The organism is Streptomyces sp. NPDC085866 (genome assembly GCF_044541035.1).
In the GTDB taxonomy this organism is placed as follows: domain Bacteria; phylum Actinomycetota; class Actinomycetes; order Streptomycetales; family Streptomycetaceae; genus Streptomyces.
This window is the reverse complement of sequence record NZ_JBITSQ010000004.1, coordinates 616,159-637,912: the sequence shown is the minus strand read 5'-3', so window position 1 is coordinate 637,912 and position 21,754 is coordinate 616,159. Positions and strand designations below refer to the sequence as shown.

The window sequence follows — 21,754 nt, the reverse complement described above, 5'->3', positions numbered from 1 at the left end:
CCTTTCCCTCGTTACGGCTGTGACCTGCGCCCCTCGGGGGCGCGGAGGCCCCTTTTCCTATGGTTGGTCCGGCTCCTCGGCGAGGTCCGGCACCAGCGCGCACAGCGCCTCGCGCTGCTCGGGGCCGACGAACCGGGAGAGCGCCTCGCGGACCGTCTCGGCGAGGGCGCCGGAGGCCTCCCGAAGGAGTCGCCGGGCCTTCTCGGTGAGGGCGACCTCGATGCCGCGCTTGTCGCCGCACACGGACTCGCGGGTGACCAGGCCGGCCCGCTGGAGGCAGGCGATCTGGTAGGTGAGCCGGGTCTTGGGGCGACCGAGGAGGTCGGCGATCCGGGTCATGCGCAGGCCGCCCCGCGGCTGCTCGGCCAGCAGGCACAGGATGAGGAACTCGTCGTGCGAGACGTCGAGGGTCTTCTTCACGACCGACCGCAGCCGCTGCTCCACCGCTCCCGTCGCGGCCAGCAGGAGCATCCAGGCGCGCAGTTCGCCGGGGAGCAGTCCGCCGCCCGCGGCGGAGAGGCAAGGGGGCTGGTCGGCGGGGTGTTCGTCGGGGGCGGCCATGGCCTCGAGTCTACCTGTTGTTCAAATTTGGATATTGGGTTAGCGTGAGGTCATCCAAATTTGAACGACCACATGTCAACGAAATGAGGAGGACGGCCATGACCGTCGCCGTGGAAACAGGCACCTGGCAGCTCGACCCGACCGCGTCCGCCGTGGGCCTGCGGCACAAGACCTTCTGGGGCCTGGTCACCGTCAAGGGCACCTTCGCCGCGGTCACCGGCCAGGGCGAGGTCCGGCCGGACGGCTCGGCCACCGGCACCGTGACGCTGGAGGTGGCCTCCCTGGACACCAAGAACGCCAAGCGGGACGAGCACCTGCGCTCGGCCGACCTCCTGGACGCCGGCAACCACCCGGAGATCACCTTCGCCGTCCGCGGCGCCGACCGCCTCGACGGCGACAGCGTCCGGGTGACCGGTCAGCTGACCGTGCGGGGCGTCAGCAGGCCGCTGAACCTCACCGCACGTCTGACCTCTGCGACGGCCGAGGCGCTCACCCTGGAGACCGAGTTCACCGTGGACCGCGAGCAGTTCGGGGTGACCTGGAACCAGCTCGCCATGATGCGCGGCCTGACCACGGTGACGGCCGCTCTCAGGTTCAGCCGCGCCGCGGCCTGACGCCCAGATCGGCCGGCCGTAGGTCCCGGGTGGAGAGCGTCTGCGGGTTCCCCGTGAAGGCACGCAGCCGGATGTGGGCGCTCTTCTTGTCCGGCAGCGGGAACCGGCCGGAGGGCGCGCGCAGTTCGACGGTGGCCGTGGTGTGCGCCGGGATGGTGGCCGGGCCACGCACCAGGGACCAGTACCTGCTCATGCCCTGGCCGGTCGTCAGCATGTAGTGCGGGGTGAGCGGACCGCTCCCGGTGTTGGTCACCCGCAGGGTCAGCGCGGCCAGCGACTGCCCCGTGGCCTGCCGTGCCGACGCGACGGCCATCCGCAGTGGCGGCCGGCCCGTCACCGCCAGGGTCGCGCTCACCAGCGCGGGCAGCACCAGCAGGACCACCGCGCCCACCAGCGCCGGGCGACGGCGCGGACCCGTCAGTCGGCGGGGGCGCGGCTGCCAGGCCCGCGCGAAGTCCGACAGCGGTACGGTGATCGCCGCCGCGAGCCACAGCGGGGTCATCATCAGGTAGTAGCCGTCCTGGGAGCGGGTCGCCAGGTAGAAGGCACACCAGGGCAGCACGGTCGCCGCCGGGCCCAGCCGCCGTACGAACAGCACGAACAGCGCCAGCAGGGCGGCGGCCAGCAGCACGCTCGCGTGGTCGTACCAGTCGAGCCGGTCGCTGCCGTGCGTGAAGTACAGCGAGATGTCCACCAGGCCCTGGCCGTGCAGCACCGCTCCCTGTGTCAGCGGCAGGGCGATCCCGCCGAGCCAGGGGCCCGGCTCGTGCACGACGAAGTACATGTTGATCAGCAGCCAGGTCGTCGCGGCGACCCCCAGGATCCGCAGCACGACCAGCCAGGCCGCGCGCCCGCCCAGTTCACCCCGGCGTACGGCGTAGATGCCGACCAGCAGGAACGGCGTCACGAACCAGGGCAGTTGCTGCGCCGCGCACGCGGCCCCGAGGCAGACGGCCCGCGCGATCCCCGCCGCGCCGAGTCGGCCACCGGCGCCGATCCGCGGCCAGCGCACCACCACCGGTACCAGCAGGGCCAGGGCGACGATCGCCGGGTAGCCCTGGCGGGCGTACGTCGGCAGGAAGCTGAAGCCCAGACAGAGCATCGTCGCCGTCGAGCGCCACGGCATCGGCAGCATCCGCCACAGCACCACCGCGGCCGCGATCAGCGCGAGCGTCGCCATCACCGTCGCCGGAGCGCCGCCGTGGCCCAGCCACAGCAGGGGCGCGGTCAGCATCGGGGTGAGCGGGGGATAGCCGTACGTGAAGTCGTAACCGCCGTTTATCGTCGCCGTCAGTGCGACGCCCTTGGTGTGGAACAGCCAGGGCCACGGCTGCCCGTAGATCGGGTGTCCGGCCACCATTTCCCGCGCGGCCTGGGTGGTGAGGACCGCCTCGTCGCCGCCGGCGTGGTTCAGCGCCCAGGTGCACAGGGTGAGCGTGATCGCGGTCAGCAGCACCACCAGGTCCAGCCGGGCCAGCGAGCGCGCCCGGCGCACCGTCAGCGTGAGAACGCCGCTGATCAGGATCGAGGCGTAGCAGACGGAGATGACCGCCGCGAGGGCCAGCCGGTGGCTGGCCGCCTGGTTCCAGACCGAGCGGGTCCCGATGAAGAGGCTCGCGTCGGCGAGCAGTGTCAGGACGCGGTGCCACTGCGCGGGGCTGCCGAAGTCTTCTGTGCGACCCCCCGGGGTGGCGGACACCGCCGACTGCGTCCGCCGGCCGGGTGTCACCTGCTGTGTTTCTGCCAAGTGCACGGCATCGGACGCTAGTGGCAGCCGGTGAGCGGGGCGGCGTGGCAGGTGAAGAGTCCGGTGTGAGGGCGGTAAGAAACGGGCGTATTCGTACATGTGCCTCGTGCCGGGCGGGGGGAGAGGCGAACGGACCTGTCGCGCTTCGTGTCGTTGTTGGGCCGAACGGGTGACTTGGCGTAAGAATTGGCTGGTGCAGGCATGGAGTGCGAGTCAGGTCGGGGGGGAGCCGGTGAGCCGTTACGACGTCACCGATGAACAGTGGGAAGGGCTCGCCCAGGTCGTGCCGCTGCGTGGCCGGGACGCCTGGCCGTCGGCGGTGAACCACCGCTCGCTGCCCGACGCGGAGACCGAGACGCGACGCCGTTTCGTCGTCCTGCGGGTCAACGTCTTCGCGGACGCCCGCGAGGTCGCCGAGACACTCATGGCCGGGGTGCCGGTGCTGCTCGACCTCTCCAACGCGGAGGGTGAGGTCGCCAAGCGCGTCCTCGATTTCAGCACCGGCGTCGTCTTCGGCCTGGGCAGCGGAATGCACCGGGTCGACCGGAACGTGTTCCTCCTCACCCCGCCCGGTACGGAGGTCAGCGGGTTGATGGAGGGGGCGGGTATGTCCGGGGGCTGAGGCACGGTGGCTTCGGGCGGGCGCTTCGGTCGGTGGGCGTGCTCTGCCGGTGGGTGCGCTCTGCGGGTGGACGTGTTTCCCGGCGGATGTGGACTTCCGGCAGGCGTGTCCGTTCCTCTGGCGAGCCGTCCGGCCGGTTTCACGTCGGTCGGTCCCCCGATCGTAGGAAGGTGCCGTCGGTAAAACGGTTCACCGTGGCAGTGGAGGCCTACCGTCCGGATATGGCCGTGCCTTCCGCGTCCGCCGCGTCCGCCGAGTCCGCCGCGTCGTCCGGGTCCTCCGTGGCCCCCGACCTCCCGGCGTCCACCGAGCCTGTCGTGCCGGCGCAGTCGGCCCGTTGTTCGGAGTCCGTCCCGGCGGACTCGGTTTCCCCCGTACCCGCTGCCGTCGACGTACGCGCCCGGATCACCGAGTTGCGGCTGTCCGCCTTCGCCGGGCACCGGCGGGCCGCGTTTCCGCTGGGGGCCGTCACCCTGTTCGCCGGGCCCAGCGGTGCGGGGAAGTCGACCGCGTTCGGGGCGTACGAGGCGCTGGCGCGACTCGGCGGAGGGGGCCGGCTCGCCGAGGTGTTCCCGGACCCGGTCGCCTGTGTGCCGGAGCGGGCGCGGCCCGACGCCGAGGGGCGGAGGGGGTTCCGGATCGGGTGCACGGCCGACGGTGCCGAGGGCCCGGTCCGGCTCGACGTCGCCGTACAGGCCGAGCCGGAGCTGCGGATCGTGGGCGAGCGGCTGACGGCGCGGGGCGTGGTCCTGCTGGAGACCGCCCTGCGCGACCCCGGCCGCCGGACCGTACAGGCCGCCTGGCACACCGCCGGTTCCGCCCCGGTGACCCGCGCCCCGCTGCCCGACGACCGCCTCGGTACCGCCCTGCTGCCGCTGCGGGTGGCGGGCAAGACGGACGGGCAGCGGCATGTGCTGGCCGCTGCCGAACAGATGGTCGTCGCCCTGCGCTCCGTCTTCGTCTGCGACCCGCGCCCCGAGTACATGCGCGCCCCCGTCCCGACCGGCACGGGACGGCTCATGCCCGGCTGCGACAACCTCGCCGACGTCCTGTGGCGCACCCGGTTCGAGTGCGGCCGCCGGCACTCCGCGCTGGTCGAGGTGTTGCGCGCGGGCTGCGCGGGACCGGTCGCCGACCTGGTCGCCGAGCCGCTCGCCGACGGTACTGTCCGCGCGCTGCTCGACCGCGGCGACGGCTTCCGCACCGAACTGGCCCGGCTCGGCGACGGGGAACTGCGCTACGTCGCGCTGGCGCTGGTCCTGCTGACCGGACCCGGCGTGCTGGACATGGACACACCGGGCGAGGTGCCCGACGCCCTGCGGACCCTCACCGTGCTCGCCGACGGCTTCGACCGCGGCCTCGACCCGGGCCAGCGCCGCGAACTCCTGCGGACGGCGGCACGGATGGGCGAGCGCGGGCACATCCGCTGCGTGGGCGCGGTGAGCGACGCCTCGTGGGCGGCCGGGACCGAGGGCGTCACAGTGGTACACCTGATCCCGTGACGGAACACCCTGACCTGGCCGGACTTCAGCGCAGACTCGCCGAGTTCGCCGCCGCGCGCAACTGGCAGCCCTACCACACCCCCAAGAACCTCGTGGCCGCCCTCAGTGTGGAGGCGTCCGAACTGGTCGAGATCTTCCAGTGGTTGACCCCGGAGGAGTCGGCCCGTGTCATGGCGGATCCCGACACCGCGCACCGGGTCACGGACGAGGTCGCCGACGTGCTCGCCTATCTCCTGCAGCTCTGCGAGGTGCTCGGCATCGACCCGCTGGCAGCCCTGTCGGCCAAGATCGACCGCAACGAACAGCGCTTTCCGGCCCCCGGTACGGACGACACCACCTGACGTCGGCCGCAGCCCCAACTCCTGGACTGCAGAGCTCCGTTATTACTCTACGCAGTTGAATTCCGCGCCGAATCCGAATTGTTGTCCACAGATTTCGGACGACCTCTGGCTTTTCGCCCTACAGGGTTTCACGCTGGGTAATGGACAAGAGAGTTCAAGCGGACGTGCGAGGACGCACGACAAGTGGGACGGGGGCAGCGCATGGATGCGGTGCGGCTCATTGTGACGAGCAGGCGGGCTCTGGCGGGAGGTGCCGACATACCCGAGATCATGGCCGAGGTGTGGCAGGCACAGGCCCTGGCCCAGGCGATCGGCAGTCGCCTCGCGGTGTCCGGCCCTCCGGAGCTGCGAGGCGAGGCACTGGGCCTGACCGAGCTGGCGGGCCGGGGCTGCGGCGTCCTGGACCCTCCCGAACTCGACCCGGGCGATCTGCGCGCCGCCCAGCTCACCGAGCTGGACGACGCCCGGCAGACCCTGCTCTTCCTCGGCGGGCTGCTCGGCGAGGTCGGCATCGCCCTGGTCGGCATGGCCAGTTCCGCGGCCGACGAGACGACCTACTGGCAGTGCATGGAGGCCATCGACGCCGCGGACGAGTCCCGGGACCGGGTCCTGGAGATGCTGCGCAAACTGGCGGCGCGGGAGGAGGTGTTACCGGAGGAGGCGAAGGACAGCCCGTCCGGCGTGTGAGGCGAGCGCTGCGCAGACCGGCTCTGCGGAGCGTCAGGCCGGCTCGCCCTCTGCGGCCGACGTCCGCTGCAGATCCGCGTCCAGGGCTGACAGATCCGCGTTCAACGCCGCCATCAGCTCCTCCATCTGCTCCAGCAACCCCTTCGGCTGACCGGCGGAGCCACCCCGGGAGGGAACCGGCTCTTCTGACATGAGGCCTCCTCGGCCCGACACGCGACGGCGACGACCGTCCGGCGCGGGTGCCGGACGGTCCGGCTCCGACGGGCCAACGATCACCACCAGGGCCGGTCACTGGCCCAGGCCTCACCCGGCGCGCACATGGGACGATTTTCACCCGACCGGGGACGGCCGCGCCCGGCGCCACCAGTGAGGTTGACGGGGTAGGTGGCGTGCAGGATAGATGTATGGACCTTCGAATCTTCACCGAGCCCCAGCAGGGGGCGACGTACGACACCTTGCTCACCGTGGCGAAAGCCACCGAAGACCTCGGATTCGACGCCTTTTTCCGCAGCGACCACTACGTGCGGATGGGCAGTGCGGACGGCCTGCCCGGCCCCACGGACGCCTGGATCACTCTGGCCGGCCTGGCCCGCGAGACCAAGCGCATCCGCCTCGGCACCCTGATGACGGCCGCCACCTTCCGGCTGCCCGGCGTACTCGCCATCCAGGTGGCCCAGGTCGACCAGATGTCCGGCGGCCGCGTGGAACTCGGCCTGGGTGCGGGCTGGTTCGAGGAGGAGCACAAGGCGTACGGCATCCCGTTCCCGAAGGACAAGTTCGCGCGTCTGGAGGAGCAGCTGGAGATCGTCACCGGGCTGTGGGCGACCAAGCTCGGCGCGACCTTCGACTTCCACGGCAGGCACTACGACCTCACCGACTCGCCCGCGCTGCCCAAGCCGGCCCAGGAGAAGATCCCGGTGCTCATCGGCGGGCACGGCGCGACCCGTACCCCGCGTCTCGCGGCCCGGTACGCCGACGAGTTCAACATCCCCTTCGCCTCCGTCGAGGACAGCGAGCGGCAGTTCGGCCGGGTGCGCGCCGCCGCCGAGGAGGCGGGCCGCAGGGCGGACGACCTGACGTACTCCAACGCGCTCGTGGTGTGCGTCGGCAGGGACGACCAGGAGGTCGCCCGGCGGGCAGCGGCGATCGGCCGCGAGGTGGACGAGCTGAAGGCCAACGGTCTGGCCGGCTCGCCCGCCGAGGTGGTCGACAAGATCGGCCGGTACGCCGAGATCGGCTCCCGGCGGATCTACCTCCAGATCCTCGACCTGGCCGACCTCGACCACCTGGAGCTGATCTCCGCTCAGGTCCAGTCGCAGCTGTCGTAACACGCCCCGTACCGGCCCCTCTCGGCCCGAGACCGGAGGGGCCGTGCGACCTGTGACGACCCTGTGACCGGAACTATGGCCTCCGCCACAGCCGGATCCGTGCCGCCCTGATGATCTCGTCCGATGCGTGAATCCGTGCTGGGCTCCTTCTTCTTCCTGCTGAGCATTCCCGCCGTCCTCGCGGTTCCGGTCTGGGTGATCGTGGTCGCCGTCAAACTCATCTCCGTGGCGGCGCCCGGCCGGCGCCCGGACTGGCGGCGGGATCTGCTGCGCTGGTCCGCGTGGATGGCGGGTTGGGGCGCGGTGATCCTCTATGTGCTCGGTGCCGGGGCGGTCGGGCTCGCCGTGCACGAGTCCTCGTCCGGCGCGGACTCCACGCCGGCCCACGAGTGCCGCGACGACTACCGGGCCGACCACCTCGTCGGGCAGACGGCCTCCTATCTGCCGCTGCGCTTCGACTGCGTCCTGGACGACGGCGGCACCTACCCGAGCAGCCCCGCCTACTTCTGGATCAACACCGTGGTCGCGGTGCTGGCCCTGGCCTCGATCGCGCTGGTCGTGGCGAACGGGTACGCCGCCGAACTCCGGGCCCGGGCATACGCCGACGGGGGAGAGCGATGAGTCACCCCTTCCACGTGCTGAAGTTCCGCGACGGCGCGCCGGTTCCGATGAAGGAGGAGGCGATCCGTGCGGTGCTGAGCTCGGTCACGGTGGACGGCCTGCCGGGCCGGGGCCTGCCCGAGTGGTGGAACCTGCGGACCCGGGACGGCGGCGAGGCGGAGGTGTACGGCGACGCCACCTGTCTGTCGTTCACCCATGTCTCCGGCCGCCTCGTCCTCGACCGGATGGCCGAACTCGCGCGCCGTACCGGCGCCGTGGTCATGCCGCCGGACGGTCCCGTGCTCCTGCAGCGGGAGCACGACCGGCGGCACCTGCCCGACGGCGACCTGCGGGCCCACGCCGTCGTCGTGCCGCCCGCCGCCTGGTCGGGCCGGGCGATCGAGCAGGCCGTCCGCCCCTTGCCGGAGCCCCCGAGGCGGCCGGCCCTGCCCCGTTTCGCCTACCACTCGGGGGCCGGGGCGGTGGCACCGTCGGACGAGCCGTGCGTGTGCTGCGGACAGGTGCGCGGCTGGGTGTACACGGGCCCGGTGTACGGGGCCGAGGTGCCGAGCGGGGGCATCTGCCCGTACTGCATCGCCTTCGGCAAGGCCGCCGAACGCTACGGCGTCACCTTCAACGACGTCATCGACGGCGAGGTCCCCGACGAGGTGGCGCGCGAGATCCTGGAACGGACCCCGGGCATCCGGTCCTGGCAGTCCCCGCGCTGGCTGACGCACTGCGGCGACGGCGCCGAGTTCCTCGGGCCGGCCGGGGCCGAGGAGCTGCGGCACTTCCCGGACGCCGTGGAGGCGCTGCGGCGGGAGTGCGGGGAGTGGGGCTGGTCCGCCGAGCGGGTCGACGCGTACCTGAGGGCGCTCGACGCGGACGACCAGCCGACCGCCCACCTGTTCCGCTGCCGGGCCTGCGGCACCCACCTCGCCTGGTCGGACTTCACCTGAGAGAGCCGAGGTGCCGACGGGGGCCGGGCGGACTGCTGCCTGCCCGGCCCCCACCGTCCCTCACCTCACTCAGCCGCGCTGCGCGAAGCCGTAGTCGAGGATCTTCTTCGCGTCCTTGAACCGCTCGTCGGCCGACGTGTCCGCGAGCACCGTGCCCACGACCGTCCTGCCGCCCCGGGTCGCCGCGAAGACCAGGCAGAACTTCGCCTCGGGGCCGGAGCCGGTCTTCACGCCGATCGCGCCCCGGTAGGTGTTCAGCAGCGTGTTCGAGTTCTTCCACGGCGCCATCGCGTGCGTTCCGCCACCGGGCCGGTACGACTTCATGTCGTCGTACACCTTGGTGCCGACGACCTTCTTGAACGTCTTGTTCTTCAACGCGACACCGGCCAGCTTGGCCAGGTCACGGGGGGACGCGTGGTTCCTGCCGTTGGACACCCCGTCGAAGGAGTCGAAGTAGGTGTGGGTCAGGCCCAGTTCGCGCGCCTTGCTGTTCATCTTGGCGATGAACGACGTCGTCCGCTGGGCCGTCGTCGAGCCCGACCCGTAGGTGTCCGCGAGCGCGTACGCCGCGTCGCACCCGGACGGCAGCATGAGCCCGTACAGCAGGTCCCCCACGCTCATCGAGTCGCCGAGGATCAGCTTGGCGCTGGAGTACCGAGCGTCGTGGGTCTTCGGATCGATGACGTAGTCCGTGTACTCCTTCTTGATCTTCACCTTGCGGCCGAGGTCCACGTTCCGCTGCGACAGCACCACGAGTGCCGTCATGATCTTCGTCGTGGAACCGGTCCGCAGCTCGGTGTCCGCCGCGTTCCCGAACAGCGTCTTGCCGGTGGCCGCGTTCATCGCGTACGCACCCTGGGCCGACACGGTGGGCGCCGGCGGAGCCGACGGAGCGGCCTGGGCGGGAGCGGCCGCGAGAACCCCCGTGGAGAGCACGACGGCGGCCGCCGCCGCGATCGCGGCTCGTCTGCGCTTGGGTACGCCTGAGTTGATGGTCATTGCCATCCCCGTTCTGTCAGTGGTCAGTTGACGGTCACTCACTTCACCAGGCCGGGCCCCGCAGAGCCATGGCGAAGATCACAGGAAGTGGTGCGATGTGGTCACGGTGTGGACTCCCTGTACCGGAACTGTGGGCTCCGTCACGGCGCGCATGATCCAGGCCTGATCGGATGACCGCGTGCGTAAAGTGCTCTCTCTCGCTGTCACCGGCCTGCTGGCCCTGTCGGCCTGTCAGTTCGCCGGCCAGGACGATCCCGTCGGCGACGCCCACCGACTCAACACCATGGAGTCGTTCCCGCTGCACGCCTACCTGCCGGACCCGTCGTCGGACGGGGGCAGGGCCATCGGCAAGGCGCAGTGGATCCTCGCGAAGAGGTGCATGGTCCGGCTCGGCTTCTCCGGCTTCGCGGCGCTCAACACCAAGGCCGTCGAGTCGACGTACCCGGTCCGGCAGGGAAACCTCGCGAGTCGCGGCACGGTCGGTGACGACAGCCCCTACGGGGTCGACGACCCCGACCTGGCCGCCGAGCACGGCTACCACAACCGCGCTCAGGACCAGGAGGAGTCCTCCCAGCCCCAGGAGTGGCCGGCCGACCAGTACGCCGCCCTCACCGGCGTGTTCGACTCCGGTGACAGTCACCGTGCCCACGGGAACCCCGTCCCCGAGGGCGGGTGTCTGGGACAGGCGATGCGGCGGATCTACGGTCCTGCGCCGAGGACGACGAAGGTGGGCGCCGTGAAGCTCACCGGCTACTACTCGCTGCCCCTCGAACTCTGGTACGAGTCCCACAAGAAGGCGCGCAAGGATCCGGCGTGGAAGAAGGCCGACCGCGCGTGGTCGGCCTGCATGAAGGAGAAGGGCTTCCGCTACCCCGACCCGGACGAGGCATCGGTCGACACCGCCTGGTACCGGACCGAGAAGCCGTCGGGCAAGGAGAAGAAGACGGCGTCCGCGGACGCCCGGTGCAAGCTCGACACCGACTACATCGACACCGTCCACGGCATCGAGTCCCGTGTCCAGAAGAAGGTCATCGGCGAGCGCAAGAAGGATCTGGACGCCATGCGCGCGGCGAACGAGCGGGCTGTCGGGAACGCCCGGACGATCATCGAGAAGGCGTAGGGCGGCGCCCGCCGGCGGCACCGGAGGGCGGCGGCACCGCCCTAAAACCGATGGTCACAGCGCGCCGTACGCGGGAGACTCGGACGCGTGTTCCTGACGATATCCACGAGCGGCACAGCCGCCCTCCCCGCCACCGACCTCGGGTTCCTGCTGCACAAGCACCCCGACAAGGCGCAGAAGTTCTCGACCTCCTACGGCACCGCACACGTCTTCTACCCGGAGGCGGACGCCGAGCGCTGCACGGCCGCGCTGTTGCTCGAGGTCGATACGGTCGCGCTGGTCCGGCGGGGCAAGGGCAAGGGCCGTGGCGGAGCACCCGACGCGGCACTCGCGCAGTACGTCAACGACCGCCCCTACGCGGCCTCCTCGCTGCTCGCGGTCGCACTGAGCGCCGTGTTCTCGAGCGCCCTGCGGGGCGTGTGCAACGCCCGCCCGCAGCGGGCCGCCGAGCCCCTGCCGCTGCGCATCGAGGTGCCCGCGCTGCCTGCCCGAGGCGGCCCCGACCTCGTACGACAGCTCTTCGAACCGCTCGGCTGGGCGGTGACCGCCGAGCCCGTCGCGCTCGACACCGAGTTCCCGGCCTGGGGCGATTCGCGCTACGTCCGCCTCGTCCTGGAGTCGGAGAAGCTGACCCTCGCCGAGGCACTGCGCCACCTGTACGTGCTGCTGCCCGTCCTCGACGACGCCAAGCACTACTGGGTCTCCTCCGACGAGGTGGACAAGCTGCTGCGGGCCGGCGAGGGCTGGCTGCCCACGCACCCGGAGCAGAAGCTGATCACCAGCCGGTACCTGTCCCGTCGCTGGTCGCTGACCCGGCAGGCGATGGAGCGGCTGGAGCTGGTGCGCCTGGCCGAGGCCGACGACAGCGAGGTCGAGTCGATCGACAACGCCGTGGAGGAGGAGCCGGAGGGCGAGGAGAAGCCGACCCCGCTCGCCGTGCAGCGGCGGGAGGCGATCCTCGCCGCCCTGCACGCGTCCGGCGCCGCCCGGGTGCTCGACCTGGGCTGCGGGCAGGGCCAGTTGGTGCAGGAACTGCTCAAGGACGCGCGGTTCAGCGAGGTCGTCGGCGTCGACGTGTCCGTGCGGGCCCTCACCATCGCCTCGCGGCGGCTGAAGCTCGACCGGATGGGGGAGCGGCAGGCGGCCCGCGTCAAGCTCTTCCAGGGCTCGCTCGCCTACACCGACAAGCGGCTCAAGGGCTACGACGCCGCCGTGCTCAGCGAGGTCGTCGAGCACCTCGACCTGCCCCGGCTGCCCGCCCTGGAGTACGCGGTGTTCGGACACGCGCGCCCGCGCACGGTCCTCGTGACCACCCCGAACGTCGAGTACAACGTCCGCTGGGAGACCCTGCCCGCCGGACACGTCCGGCACGGCGACCACCGCTTCGAGTGGACCCGCGAGGAGTTCCGCACCTGGGCTGCGGCCGTGGCCGAACGGCACGGCTACGAGGTCGGGTTCCAGCCCGTCGGGCCGGACGACCCCGAGGTGGGGCCGCCCACCCAGATGGCCGTGTTCCACCGTGACGAGATCCGCAACGACACTCCGAAGGAGGCGAAGGCAGCATGAGCGAGACGCAGGACAGGGGACGGGTCCTCCCCGTCACCGACCTCTCCCTCGTCGTCCTCGTCGGCGCCTCCGGCTCGGGCAAGTCCACCTTCGCCCGCCGGCACTTCAAGCCCACCGAGGTGATCTCCTCCGACTTCTGCCGCGGTCTCGTCTGCGACGACGAGAACGACCAGAGCGCGACCCGGGACGCCTTCGACGTCCTGCACTACATCGCCGGCAAGCGGCTGGCCGCCGGTCGCCGTACCGTCGTCGACGCCACCAGCGTGCAGCAGGACAGCAGGCGTCAGCTCATCGAGCTGGCCAAGAAGCACGACGTGCTGCCCATCGCCGTCGTGCTGGACGTGCCCGAGGAGGTGTGCGCGGAGCGCAACGCGGCCCGCACCGACCGCGCCGACATGCCCCGCCGCGTCATCCAGCGGCACATCCGCGAACTCCGCCGCTCCCTTCGGCACCTGGAGCGCGAGGGCTTCCGCAAGGTGCACGTCCTGCGCGGGGTCGAGGAGGTCGACGGCGCCACCGTCGTCACCGAGAAGCGCTTCAACGACCTGACCCACCTCACCGGCCCCTTCGACATCATCGGCGACATCCACGGCTGTGCCTCCGAACTGGAGTCCCTGCTGGCCGGGCTGGGCTATGCCGACGGCGTGCACCCGGACGGCCGTACCGCCGTCTTCGTCGGTGACCTGGTCGACCGCGGCCCGGACAGCCCCGGTGTGCTGCGCCGGGTGATGTCGATGGTCGGGTCCGGGAACGCGCTGTGCGTGCCCGGCAACCACGAGAACAAGTACGGCCGTTACCTCAAGGGCCGCAAGGTCCAGCACACCCACGGCCTGGCCGAGACCATCGCGCAGATGGAGGGCGAGAGCGAGGAGTTCAAGGCGGAGGTGCGCCGCTTCCTGGAGGGGCTGGTCAGCCACTACGTGCTCGACGGCGGCAAGCTGGTCGTCTGCCACGCCGGCCTGCCCGAGAAGTACCACGGCCGCACCTCCGGCCGGGTGCGCTCGCACGCCCTGTACGGCGACACCACCGGCGAGACCGACGAGTTCGGGCTGCCCGTGCGCTACCCGTGGGCGGAGGACTACCGGGGCCGCGCGGCCGTGGTCTACGGGCACACCCCGGTCCCGGAGGCCACCTGGCTGAACAACACCATCTGCCTGGACACCGGCGCAGTCTTCGGCGGCAAGCTGACCGCGCTGCGCTGGCCGGAGCGCGAGCTGGTGGACGTACCGGCGGAGCAGGTCTGGTACGAGCCGACGAGGCCGTTGCGCAGCGAGGCGCCCGGCGGGCACGACGGGCGGCCGCTGGACCTGGCGGACGTGCACGGCCGCAGGGCCGTGGAGACCCGGCACGCGGGCCGCGTCGCGATCCGCGAGGAGAACGCGGCCGCGGCCCTGGAGGTCATGAGCCGCTTCGCGGTCGACCCGCGCCTGCTGCCGTATCTGCCACCGACGATGGCACCGACGGCGACCTCGCAGGAGGAAGGCTACTTGGAGCACCCGGTGGAGGCCTTCGCGCAGTACGCGGAGGACGGGGTCGCGCGGGTCGTGTGCGAGGAGAAGCACATGGGCTCGCGGGCGGTGGCCCTGGTGTGCCGGGACGCGGACGCCGCACGCGAGCGGTTCGGGGTGGACGGCCCCACGGGGGCCCTGTACACGCGTACCGGGCGGCCGTTCTTCGACGACGAGCAGGTGACCGAGGAGATCCTCGGCCGGCTGCGCTCGGCCGTCGGGGACGCGGGCCTGTGGGAGGAGCTCGCTGCATCCAACAGCGCCTCCGGCGCGGGCGACTGGCTCCTGCTGGACGCCGAGCTGATGCCGTGGTCGCTCAAGGCCTCGGGTCTGCTGCGCAGCCAGTACGCGGCGGTGGGCGCCGCCTCCGGTGCCGTGTTCCCCGGTGCGCTCGCCGCACTGGAGGCCGCGGCGGGCCGTGGCACCGACGTGGGCGGGCTGCTGGACCGGCAGCGTGACCGCGCCGCGGCCGCGGCCGCGTTCACCGACGCCTATCGCCGCTACTGCTGGACGACCGACGGCCTGGACGGGGTGCGCCTTGCCCCCTTCCAGATCCTGGCCGTCCGCGGGCGCAGCCTGGCCGCGCTGCCGCACGACGAGCAGCTGGCCCTCATCGACCGGCTGGTGGAGCACGACGGCACCGGACTGCTGCAGACCACCCGGCGCCTGTACGTCGACACGGGCGACCCCGAGTCGGTCCGCGCCGGTGTCGACTGGTGGCTGGAGATGACCGGCCGGGGCGGCGAGGGCATGGTCGTCAAGCCGGTCGGGGCGGTGGTGCGCAGCCCGGAGGGCCGGCTGGTCCAGCCCGGCATCAAGTGCCGGGGCCGTGAGTACCTGCGGATCATCTACGGTCCCGAGTACACCCGGCCGGACAACCTCGCCAAGCTGCGGCAGCGGTTCCTGAACCACAAGCGGTCACTGGCGATCCGCGAGTACGCCCTGGGCCTGGAGGCCCTGGACCGGCTCGCGGAGGGGGAGCCGCTGTGGCGGGTGCACGAGGCGGCGTTCGGGGTGCTGGCCCTGGAGTCCGAGCCGGTCGACCCGCGCCTGTGAACCAGAAGCCCTAGCCCGCCAGCCGCAGCCGCTGCCCGCACACCCCGACCCGGATCGTCTGCCCCCAGGTGAGCTGGAGCGCGTCGGTCTCGATGCCGTCGCCGAAGGCGATGAGCCGGTCGGACTCCACGGTGACCGTCAGGGACGCCGAGGCCGCGAGCTCGCCGGCCACCAGGGCCGTACCGGTGGCGGGTGACGGCCAGGCCTCCCGGACGAACCACACCAGCCGGTCCTCGGTGGGGGAGGGGAGCGGGAGCCGGCTGCCCCGCTCCTGCCACACCGAGCGCAGCCAGCCGGTCGCGCCGGTGCCGGTCCCGACCAGCACCCCGGAGGAGGCCTGGGCCTCGACGGCACCCCCGTCGTCGTCGAGGCCCAGGCGGTAGCGGGCGGTCTGGTGGCCCGGTGTACCGAGGTAGATCTCGTTGAGCGCCACCAGCCGCTGGGTGTCGTCGGCGACGGCCTCGACCATGGTGAGTTCGTCCACCGTGGTCGCCGCCGCCGACAGGAGCTTCGCCGCGTCCTGCGGGCGGTGCCGTACCAGCACCCCGGGGTTGCGGCCCGGGTCGGTGTCGATGCCGATCACCGGCTGGCCCGTCAGGTACTTGGCGACGTTGGCCACCAGCCCGTCCTGGCCGACCACCACGACCACGTCCTCCGGTGCGAACAGGAACCGGTCCAGGTCGGCCCGCTCCACCTGTGCCTGACGCCAGGTCAGCGGCACGGCCGAGGTCACCTCGGCCAGGGCGCCGCGGGCCCGGCGGTGTCGCTCGGCGACCTCCTCGATGTCCCGGCCCCGGGAGGCGAGGAAGAAGGCGGCCTGGCCGTGCGTGCCGTGCCGGGCCACCAACTCCTCGTACTCCGTGGTGCGATGCACCAGCACGGCGCGCGGCGCGAGGCTCACCGCGCCGCCTCGGGCGAGCCGCCGCCCAGCTTCGCCAGCAGTCCGGTCAGCACGTCCGGGGAGACCGTCACGCTGTCGATGCGCGGCAGGTTCTCGGCCAGCCGGGTCGCGGTGAGCGCCTGCAGGGTCGCCGTCCCGTCGATCCCGGCCTCCGCGTGCACCCGCAGCCAGGCCGCCTGGGCCTGCGCCCGCGCCTCGCCGACCTCGCGCGCGCCCTCGGCCTCCGCGCGGGCGATCCGCTCGGCCCGCGCGGCCTCCGCCTCGGCGAGCCGCAGGGTCCGCGCCGCCTCCGCCTCGGTGAGCTTCACGGTCCGGTCCGCCTCGGCCTCCGCGAGCTTGACCGAGCGTGCGGCCTCCGCCTCGGCCAGCTTCACCGACCGCGCCGCCTCCGCCTGGGCGCGCACCGCGTCCGCGGCAGCCTGCTCCTCGGCCTCGCGGCGCGCGTTGGTGCCCCGCTGCTCGACCAACTGCTCCTCGCGGCGGGCGAGTTCGATCCGGCTCGCCAGTTCGTTCTCGGCGATGGTCCGCTCCCGCTCGACCGCGACGGCCCGCCGCTCGTAGGTCGCCCGGTCGGCCTCCTGCTGGATCTGTTCCCGGGCCGGGGTGCGCAGCGCCCGCTCCACCTCCGGTTCCGGCCGCAGCGCCATCACGCGTACGGCCACGACCTCGATGCCGGTGGCGGGCAGCCGCGGCTCGGCGCCGAGGCCCGCTGCGACCCGCTCGCGCACCGCCGCGACGCCGTCGACCAGCGCAGCCGAGAGCGGTGTACGGGCGAGGACGTCCAGTGCGTGCTGCTGGGCCGTCTCGGTGAGCAGGGTGCCCAGCTGTTCCAGCGGGGTGCCGCGAAAGGCGCCGGTGTCGGGGTCGATCGAGAAGTCCAGGCGGGCGGCGGCGACGGCCGGGTCGGCGATCCGGTAGGTGACCGTCGCCTGCACCGCCACGTCCTGGAAGTCGGAGGTGCGGGCGTGGAAGGTCATCGCCAGTTCCCGGTCGTCCACCGGCACCTCGGACAGGGCGGCGGTCAGTGGGCGGAACCAGAAGCTGAGTCCGGGACCGTCGTGGACCAGCGTTCCGGAGCGGTGGTGCCGGATGTGCGCCGTGGGCGCGCCGCGCAGATGGCGCCAGCCCAGGCGCCGGGTGATGTCGGCCATGAGTCCCCCTCGCTTTTCGTCATGGCGACGATAATCGTCCACTCCGCTTCTCGTCAAGAGGACGAAAACAGGAAGGGGCGGAAACGGCCAAGAAGGGCGTGAAGACGGGCGGCAATGGCCAGGATGGTGGCATGGCATACCACGTCGACTCCGAGGCCGGGCGGCTGCGCCGCGTGATCCTGCACCGGCCCGACCTAGAGCTCAAAAGGCTCACCCCCAGCAACAAGGACGCCCTGCTGTTCGACGACGTGCTGTGGGTGCGCCGGGCGCGCGCCGAGCACGACGGGTTCGCCGACGTCCTGCGCGACCGCGGGGTCGCCGTCCATCTCTTCGGCGACCTGCTCGCGGAGGTGCTGGAGGTGCCGGCCGCGCGGGCGCTCGTCCTGGACCGGGTCTTCGACGAGAAGGAGTACGGCCCGCTGGCCACCGACCACCTCCGGGCCGCCTTCGAGACCCTGCCCGCGCGCGAGCTGACCGAGGCCCTCGTCGGCGGGATGACCAAACGGGAGTTCCTGGCGGCGCACGAGGAGCCGACCTCCGTGCGATTCCACGTCATGGACCTCGACGACTTCCTGCTCAGGCCCCTGCCCAACCACCTCTTCACCCGTGACACCTCCGCCTGGATCTACGACGGAGTCTCCATCAACGCCATGCGCTGGCCGGCGCGGCGGCGCGAGACCGTGCACTTCGAGGCGATCTACCGGCACCACCCGCTCTTCCGCGACCAGCTGTTCCACATCTGGTCCGAGGGGCAGGCCGACTACCCGTCCACCATCGAGGGCGGCGACGTCCTGGTCATCGGCAACGGCGCGGTCCTCATCGGCATGAGCGAGCGCACCACCCCGCAGGCCGTCGAGATGCTCGCGCACAAGCTGTTCGCCGCGGGGTCCGCGCAGACGATCGTCGCGCTCGACATGCCCAAGAAGCGCGCCCTGATGCACCTCGACACCGTGATGACCATGGTCGACGGCGATGTCTTCACCCAGTACGCGGGCCTTGGCATGCTCCGCTCGTACACCATCGAGCCGGGCGCCGCCGACAAGGAGCTCAAGGTCACCGACCACCCGCCGGAGCACATGCACCGCGCGATCGCCGCCGCCCTCGGGCTCAGCGAGATCCGCGTCCTGACCGCCACCCAGGATGTCCACGCGGCCGAGCGCGAGCAGTGGGACGACGGCTGCAACGTGCTCGCCGTCGAGCCCGGTGTCGTCGTCGCCTACGAGCGCAACGTCACCACCAACACCCATCTGCGCAAGCAGGGCATCGAGGTGATCGAGATCCCGGGCAGCGAGCTGGGGCGGGGCAGGGGCGGCCCGCGCTGTATGAGCTGTCCCGTCGAGCGCGAGGCGGTGTGACCGGGCCGGTGTGACGAAGCGGGCTGTATATAAATGCTGAGGATCGTATAGAATTCCAAAGTCCGTGCACCCGTATCCCTGGAGCGCCCCCATGGCGACAGTCCCGACCGCCCTCGCCGGCCGCCACTTCCTCAAGGAGCTGGACTTCACCGAGGAGGAGTTCCGTGGTCTGGTCGAGCTGGCCGCCGAGCTGAAGGCCGCCAAGAGGGCGGGGGTCGAGACGCAGTACCTGCGCGGCAAGAACATCGCACTGATCTTCGAGAAGACCTCGACGCGCACCCGTTGCGCGTTCGAGGTCGCCGCCGCCGACCAGGGTGCCCACACCACCTACCTCGACCCGTCGGGCTCGCAGATCGGGCACAAGGAGTCCGTGAAGGACACCGCCCGCGTCCTCGGCCGGATGTTCGACGCCATCGAGTACCGCGGACACGGCCAGGGCGTGATCGAGGAGCTGGCCACCTACGCCGGGGTCCCCGTCTACAACGGCCTCACCGACGAGTGGCACCCCACCCAGATGCTCGCCGACGTGCTCACCATGACCGAGCACAGCGACAAGCCGCTGGCCGAGATCGTCTTCGCCTACCTCGGCGACGCACGGTACAACATGGGCAACTCCTACCTGGTCACCGGCGCCCTGCTCGGCATGGACGTCCGTATCGTCGCCCCCAGACTGCTGTGGCCGGACGAGACGATCATCCAGGTGGCCCGGCAGCTCGCCGCCGCCTCCGGTGCCCGGATCACCCTCACCGACGACGTGAAGGACGGCGTGCGCGGCACCGACTTCATCGCCACCGACGTCTGGGTGTCGATGGGCGAGCCCAAGGAGGTCTGGGACGAGCGCATCGCACTGCTCGGCCCGTACGCCGTGACCATGGACGTGCTCCGCGCCACCGGCAACGACCAGGTGAAGTTCCTGCACTGCCTGCCGGCCTTCCACGACCTCGGTACCGCCGTCGGCCGCGAGATCCACGAACGGCACGGACTGACCGAGCTGGAGGTCACCGACGAGGTGTTCGAGTCCGAGCACTCCGTCGTCTTCGACGAGGCGGAGAACCGGATGCACACGATCAAGGCGGTCCTCGTGGCCACCCTGGCGGGCGCGTCACACAGCCTTGCCTGACCCACCTCACCAGGCCTTATCCTGACCGGCGGCCCGGCGCCACCCCTGCCGCGGCCGCCGCAGCGATCGACCTGTGATCGCGCCCGCACCACCAGAAACGAGCTCCACCCGCATGCCCGCTCCCCGCATCAAGTCCCCCGGCGCGCTCATAGCCGAATCCGGCGCCGACCGTGAAGGCCACGGCCTCAAGCGCACGATGGGTCTCTTCCAGCTCATCTGCTTCGGCGTCGGCGCCATCGTCGGCACCGGCATCTTCGTCGGCCTCTCCGACTCCGTCGCCCAGGCCGGCCCCGCCGTGGTCGTCTCCTTCGTCCTCGCGGCGATCACCTGCGTCTTCACGGCCCTCTCCTTCGCCGAGCTGGGCGGCGCCATCCCGGTCTCCGGCTCCTCGTACTCCTTCGCCTACGCCGGCCTCGGCGAGTCCACCGCCTTCCTGGTCGGCTGGTGCCTGCTGCTGGAGTACGGCATCTCCATCTCGGCGGTCGCCGTCGGCTGGAGCCAGTACGTCAACGAACTGCTGCACAGCCTCACCGGCTGGCAGCTGCCCGCCGCCCTCTCGGCCGGTCCGGGCGACGGCGGCATCGTGAACCTCCCCGCCGTGATCGTCATCGCGATGGCCTCCGTGCTCCTGGTCCGCGGGGTGCGCGAGAGCGCCCGGGCCACCGCCGCCATGGCGGCCGTGAAGCTCGTCATCCTCCTGGCCTTCTGCGCCATCGGCTACAGCGCCTTCAGGGACGGCAACCTCACCCCGTTCTCCCCGGCCGGCCTCGGCGGCATCGGCGCGGGCACCACCGCCGCCTTCTTCTCCTACATCGGCTTCGACGCGATCACCACGGCCGGCGAGGAGGCGAAGAACCCCCGCCGGGACATCCCGATCGCGATCCTGGTCTGCATGGGCCTGGTCACCCTCCTCTACTGCGCGGTCGCGCTCGCCGCGATCGGCGCCATCGGCGGCGACCAGGTCGCCGGCCGCCCCGCCGCGCTGTCCTATGTCGTCAACGAGGTCACCGGCTCCACCGTCGGCGGCGGTGTCGTCGCCTTCGGCGCGGTGGTCGCCATCGCCTCCGTCGTTCTCGCCGTGATGTACGGCCAGACCCGCATCCTGATGTCGATGTCCCGGGACGGCCTGATCCCGCGCGTCTTCGAGAAGGTGTCGCCGCGCACCTCCACCCCGGTGGCCGGCACCCTCATCGTGGCGGTCGTCTTCGCGGTCCCGGCGGCCTTCGCCTCGCTCGACGCCGTGATGAACCTGTGCACCATCGGCACGCTCGCCATCATGGCCGTCGTCAACATCGCCGTGATCGCCCTGCGCCGCCGCGAGCCGGGCCTCGCCCGCAGCTTCCGGGTGCCGCTCTACCCCGTCGGCCCGCTGCTCGGTGTCGGCTTCTGCCTGTACCTGATGTACGAGACCGGCTGGCAGACCTGGATCCAGTTCGCGGTGTTCCTCGTGGTCGGACTGCTCGTCTACGTCGCCTACGGGCGCCGGCACTCCACGCTGGCCCAGCCGGCCGCCGAGGTCACGCCGGACGCCGCTGCCCCGGAACCACAGGCAGTCTGAACCACACCGCCTTGCCCGACGGGGTCGGGCGGTGACCGCAGGACGAACTGAGGGCGCGGATCAGCAGCAGACCGCGCCCTCCCTCCTGCCAGGGGTCGGGCTCCTCGATCACCGGACGCGTGAGATGCCCGGGCGGTGCCGGGTCCGGGTCGTGCACCTCGACCTGGCAGCCGCTCGGCAGCAGCTCGACGACCAGCTCGATCGGGCCACGCCCGTCGGTGTGCTCCACCGCGTTGGCGACCAGTTCGGCCGTGAGCAGCTCGGCGGTGTCGGGATCGGCTGCGTGCTCCACCTCGGCGAGGGCCGTACGGACCAGGGCACGCGCCACGGGCACCGCCGCTGCGGTGTGCGGCAGCGCGATGCGCCAGGAGGCCGGTTCGGTGGGGCGTTCGTACAAGGCGAGTCCGTTCATGGAGCAGGCTGTCCTGCTTTCAACCGTAGGAATGGTACGGGCCCGGC

21 protein-coding genes are annotated in these 21,754 nt (G+C 71.6%); 14 read left to right on the top strand and 7 right to left on the bottom strand.

All coding sequences use genetic code 11. From position 1 onward, the window contains the following. Nucleotides 1–57 precede the first annotated feature (57 nt). Nucleotides 58–561, bottom strand: a complete 504-nt coding sequence (locus ACIF83_RS12935; protein ID WP_393474058.1) for a MarR family winged helix-turn-helix transcriptional regulator — start codon at nucleotides 559–561, stop codon at nucleotides 58–60. Between the two features lie 98 nt (nucleotides 562–659). Here ACIF83_RS12935 and ACIF83_RS12930 point away from each other — a divergent pair, with 98 nt between their 5' ends. Next, nucleotides 660–1,175 (top strand): YceI family protein, encoded by a 516-nt coding sequence (locus ACIF83_RS12930; RefSeq protein WP_399726238.1) that lies wholly within the window; start codon nucleotides 660–662, stop codon nucleotides 1,173–1,175. Here ACIF83_RS12930 and ACIF83_RS12925 read toward each other — a convergent pair. Beyond that, a complete protein-coding gene (locus tag ACIF83_RS12925) occupies nucleotides 1,156–2,928 on the bottom strand; it encodes a hypothetical protein (RefSeq protein ID WP_399726235.1) in 1,773 nt (590 codons plus the stop codon). The genes ACIF83_RS12930 and ACIF83_RS12925 overlap by 20 nt on opposite strands. A 226-nt stretch (nucleotides 2,929–3,154) precedes the next feature. On the opposite strand from ACIF83_RS12925, the gene ACIF83_RS12920 reads away from it, so the two are divergent. From ACIF83_RS12920 to ACIF83_RS12905, 4 genes are all read left to right on the top strand, one after another. Then, nucleotides 3,155–3,544, top strand: a complete 390-nt coding sequence (locus ACIF83_RS12920) for a cell division protein SepF (RefSeq protein ID WP_399726232.1) — start codon at nucleotides 3,155–3,157, stop codon at nucleotides 3,542–3,544. A gap of 221 nt (nucleotides 3,545–3,765) precedes the next feature. Continuing rightward, nucleotides 3,766–5,046 carry an AAA family ATPase gene (locus ACIF83_RS12915; protein WP_393474050.1) on the top strand — a complete coding sequence of 427 codons (1,281 nt, stop codon included), beginning with the start codon at nucleotides 3,766–3,768 and terminating at the stop codon, nucleotides 5,044–5,046. Beyond that, the gene (locus ACIF83_RS12910; protein WP_393474048.1) at nucleotides 5,043–5,387 is read left to right on the top strand and encodes a nucleotide pyrophosphohydrolase; all 345 of its coding nucleotides are present in this window, start codon (nucleotides 5,043–5,045) and stop codon (nucleotides 5,385–5,387) included. Before ACIF83_RS12915 ends, ACIF83_RS12910 begins: the two co-directional genes overlap by 4 nt. Before the next feature lie 201 nt (nucleotides 5,388–5,588). Next, on the top strand, nucleotides 5,589–6,074 hold the full coding sequence (locus ACIF83_RS12905; RefSeq protein ID WP_386575791.1) for a DUF6099 family protein: 486 nt from the start codon (nucleotides 5,589–5,591) through the stop codon (nucleotides 6,072–6,074). Nucleotides 6,075–6,107: 33 nt separating this feature from the next. Here the strand turns inward: ACIF83_RS12905 and ACIF83_RS12900 are convergent, their stop codons facing one another. Beyond that, nucleotides 6,108–6,266 carry a hypothetical protein gene (locus ACIF83_RS12900; protein ID WP_393474046.1) on the bottom strand — a complete coding sequence of 53 codons (159 nt, stop codon included), beginning with the start codon at nucleotides 6,264–6,266 and terminating at the stop codon, nucleotides 6,108–6,110. A 212-nt stretch (nucleotides 6,267–6,478) separates the two neighbouring features. On the opposite strand from ACIF83_RS12900, the gene ACIF83_RS12895 reads away from it, so the two are divergent. The 3 genes from ACIF83_RS12895 (at nucleotide 6,479) to ACIF83_RS12885 (ending at nucleotide 8,961) form a co-directional block, all read left to right on the top strand. Then, complete coding sequence (locus ACIF83_RS12895) at nucleotides 6,479–7,402, top strand: LLM class F420-dependent oxidoreductase (RefSeq protein WP_393474045.1); 924 nt, start codon at nucleotides 6,479–6,481, stop codon at nucleotides 7,400–7,402. Nucleotides 7,403–7,525: 123 nt separating this feature from the next. Next, entirely contained in the window at nucleotides 7,526–8,023 is a 498-nt protein-coding gene (locus ACIF83_RS12890) for a hypothetical protein (RefSeq protein WP_398140861.1), read from the top strand. After that, a complete protein-coding gene (locus ACIF83_RS12885) occupies nucleotides 8,020–8,961 on the top strand; it encodes a CbrC family protein (RefSeq protein WP_398140862.1) in 942 nt (313 codons plus the stop codon). The genes ACIF83_RS12890 and ACIF83_RS12885 overlap by 4 nt, the downstream gene beginning before the upstream one ends. 69 nt (nucleotides 8,962–9,030) lie before the next feature. On the opposite strand, the gene ACIF83_RS12880 is transcribed toward ACIF83_RS12885, so the two are convergent. After that, entirely contained in the window at nucleotides 9,031–9,960 is a 930-nt protein-coding gene (locus tag ACIF83_RS12880; RefSeq protein WP_393474039.1) for a D-alanyl-D-alanine carboxypeptidase family protein, read from the bottom strand. 187 nt (nucleotides 9,961–10,147) lie between these two features. On the opposite strand from ACIF83_RS12880, the gene ACIF83_RS12875 reads away from it, so the two are divergent. The 3 genes from ACIF83_RS12875 (at nucleotide 10,148) to ACIF83_RS12865 (ending at nucleotide 15,210) form a co-directional block, all read left to right on the top strand. Next, the gene (locus tag ACIF83_RS12875) at nucleotides 10,148–11,080 is read left to right on the top strand and encodes a hypothetical protein (protein WP_393474036.1); all 933 of its coding nucleotides are present in this window, start codon (nucleotides 10,148–10,150) and stop codon (nucleotides 11,078–11,080) included. 87 nt (nucleotides 11,081–11,167) lie between these two features. Continuing rightward, nucleotides 11,168–12,646, top strand: a complete 1,479-nt coding sequence (locus ACIF83_RS12870; RefSeq protein WP_399726225.1) for a 3' terminal RNA ribose 2'-O-methyltransferase Hen1 — start codon at nucleotides 11,168–11,170, stop codon at nucleotides 12,644–12,646. Then, on the top strand, nucleotides 12,643–15,210 hold the full coding sequence (locus ACIF83_RS12865) for a polynucleotide kinase-phosphatase (protein ID WP_399726222.1): 2,568 nt from the start codon (nucleotides 12,643–12,645) through the stop codon (nucleotides 15,208–15,210). The genes ACIF83_RS12870 and ACIF83_RS12865 overlap by 4 nt, the downstream gene beginning before the upstream one ends. A 10-nt stretch (nucleotides 15,211–15,220) precedes the next feature. Here ACIF83_RS12865 and ACIF83_RS12860 read toward each other — a convergent pair whose 3' ends face one another. Both ACIF83_RS12860 and ACIF83_RS12855 read right to left on the bottom strand, forming a co-directional pair. Further along, a complete protein-coding gene (locus ACIF83_RS12860; protein WP_393474027.1) occupies nucleotides 15,221–16,111 on the bottom strand; it encodes a hypothetical protein in 891 nt (296 codons plus the stop codon). Next, complete coding sequence (locus ACIF83_RS12855; RefSeq protein WP_398140865.1) at nucleotides 16,108–17,262, bottom strand: SPFH domain-containing protein; 1,155 nt, start codon at nucleotides 17,260–17,262, stop codon at nucleotides 16,108–16,110. The genes ACIF83_RS12860 and ACIF83_RS12855 overlap by 4 nt, the downstream gene beginning before the upstream one ends. Before the next feature lie 131 nt (nucleotides 17,263–17,393). Between ACIF83_RS12855 and ACIF83_RS12850 the strand changes: the two genes are divergently transcribed. From ACIF83_RS12850 to ACIF83_RS12840, 3 genes are all read left to right on the top strand, one after another. Then, nucleotides 17,394–18,617 (top strand): arginine deiminase, encoded by a 1,224-nt coding sequence (locus tag ACIF83_RS12850; RefSeq protein WP_398140866.1) that lies wholly within the window; start codon nucleotides 17,394–17,396, stop codon nucleotides 18,615–18,617. Nucleotides 18,618–18,708: 91 nt separating this feature from the next. Beyond that, nucleotides 18,709–19,737 carry an ornithine carbamoyltransferase gene (gene argF, locus ACIF83_RS12845; protein ID WP_399726218.1) on the top strand — a complete coding sequence of 343 codons (1,029 nt, stop codon included), beginning with the start codon at nucleotides 18,709–18,711 and terminating at the stop codon, nucleotides 19,735–19,737. A gap of 112 nt (nucleotides 19,738–19,849) precedes the next feature. Continuing rightward, nucleotides 19,850–21,295 (top strand): amino acid permease, encoded by a 1,446-nt coding sequence (locus tag ACIF83_RS12840; protein WP_399726215.1) that lies wholly within the window; start codon nucleotides 19,850–19,852, stop codon nucleotides 21,293–21,295. On the opposite strand, the gene ACIF83_RS12835 is transcribed toward ACIF83_RS12840, so the two are convergent. Beyond that, entirely contained in the window at nucleotides 21,255–21,707 is a 453-nt protein-coding gene (locus ACIF83_RS12835; RefSeq protein ID WP_145884085.1) for an ATP-binding protein, read from the bottom strand. The genes ACIF83_RS12840 and ACIF83_RS12835 overlap by 41 nt on opposite strands. Between the last annotated feature and the right edge of the window lie 47 nt (nucleotides 21,708–21,754).

Excerpts from the sequence above, each read along its gene's own strand:
- ACIF83_RS12900 (WP_393474046.1), bottom strand. The coding sequence starts at position 6,266 with ATGTCAGAAGAGCCGGTTCCCTCCCGGGGTGGCTCCGCCGGTCAGCCG.
- ACIF83_RS12840 (WP_399726215.1), top strand. The coding sequence starts at position 19,850 with ATGCCCGCTCCCCGCATCAAGTCCCCCGGCGCGCTCATAGCCGAATCC.
- ACIF83_RS12855 (WP_398140865.1), bottom strand. The coding sequence starts at position 17,262 with ATGGCCGACATCACCCGGCGCCTGGGCTGGCGCCATCTGCGCGGCGCG.
- ACIF83_RS12915 (WP_393474050.1), top strand. The coding sequence starts at position 3,766 with ATGGCCGTGCCTTCCGCGTCCGCCGCGTCCGCCGAGTCCGCCGCGTCG.
- ACIF83_RS12930 (WP_399726238.1), top strand. The coding sequence starts at position 660 with ATGACCGTCGCCGTGGAAACAGGCACCTGGCAGCTCGACCCGACCGCG.
- ACIF83_RS12935 (WP_393474058.1), bottom strand. The coding sequence starts at position 561 with ATGGCCGCCCCCGACGAACACCCCGCCGACCAGCCCCCTTGCCTCTCC.
- ACIF83_RS12850 (WP_398140866.1), top strand. The coding sequence starts at position 17,394 with ATGGCATACCACGTCGACTCCGAGGCCGGGCGGCTGCGCCGCGTGATC.
- ACIF83_RS12835 (WP_145884085.1), bottom strand. The coding sequence starts at position 21,707 with ATGAACGGACTCGCCTTGTACGAACGCCCCACCGAACCGGCCTCCTGG.
- ACIF83_RS12905 (WP_386575791.1), top strand. The coding sequence starts at position 5,589 with ATGGATGCGGTGCGGCTCATTGTGACGAGCAGGCGGGCTCTGGCGGGA.
- ACIF83_RS12895 (WP_393474045.1), top strand. The coding sequence starts at position 6,479 with ATGGACCTTCGAATCTTCACCGAGCCCCAGCAGGGGGCGACGTACGAC.
- ACIF83_RS12885 (WP_398140862.1), top strand. The coding sequence starts at position 8,020 with ATGAGTCACCCCTTCCACGTGCTGAAGTTCCGCGACGGCGCGCCGGTT.
- ACIF83_RS12865 (WP_399726222.1), top strand. The coding sequence starts at position 12,643 with ATGAGCGAGACGCAGGACAGGGGACGGGTCCTCCCCGTCACCGACCTC.
- argF (WP_399726218.1), top strand. The coding sequence starts at position 18,709 with ATGGCGACAGTCCCGACCGCCCTCGCCGGCCGCCACTTCCTCAAGGAG.
- ACIF83_RS12880 (WP_393474039.1), bottom strand. The coding sequence starts at position 9,960 with ATGACCATCAACTCAGGCGTACCCAAGCGCAGACGAGCCGCGATCGCG.
- ACIF83_RS12890 (WP_398140861.1), top strand. The coding sequence starts at position 7,526 with ATGCGTGAATCCGTGCTGGGCTCCTTCTTCTTCCTGCTGAGCATTCCC.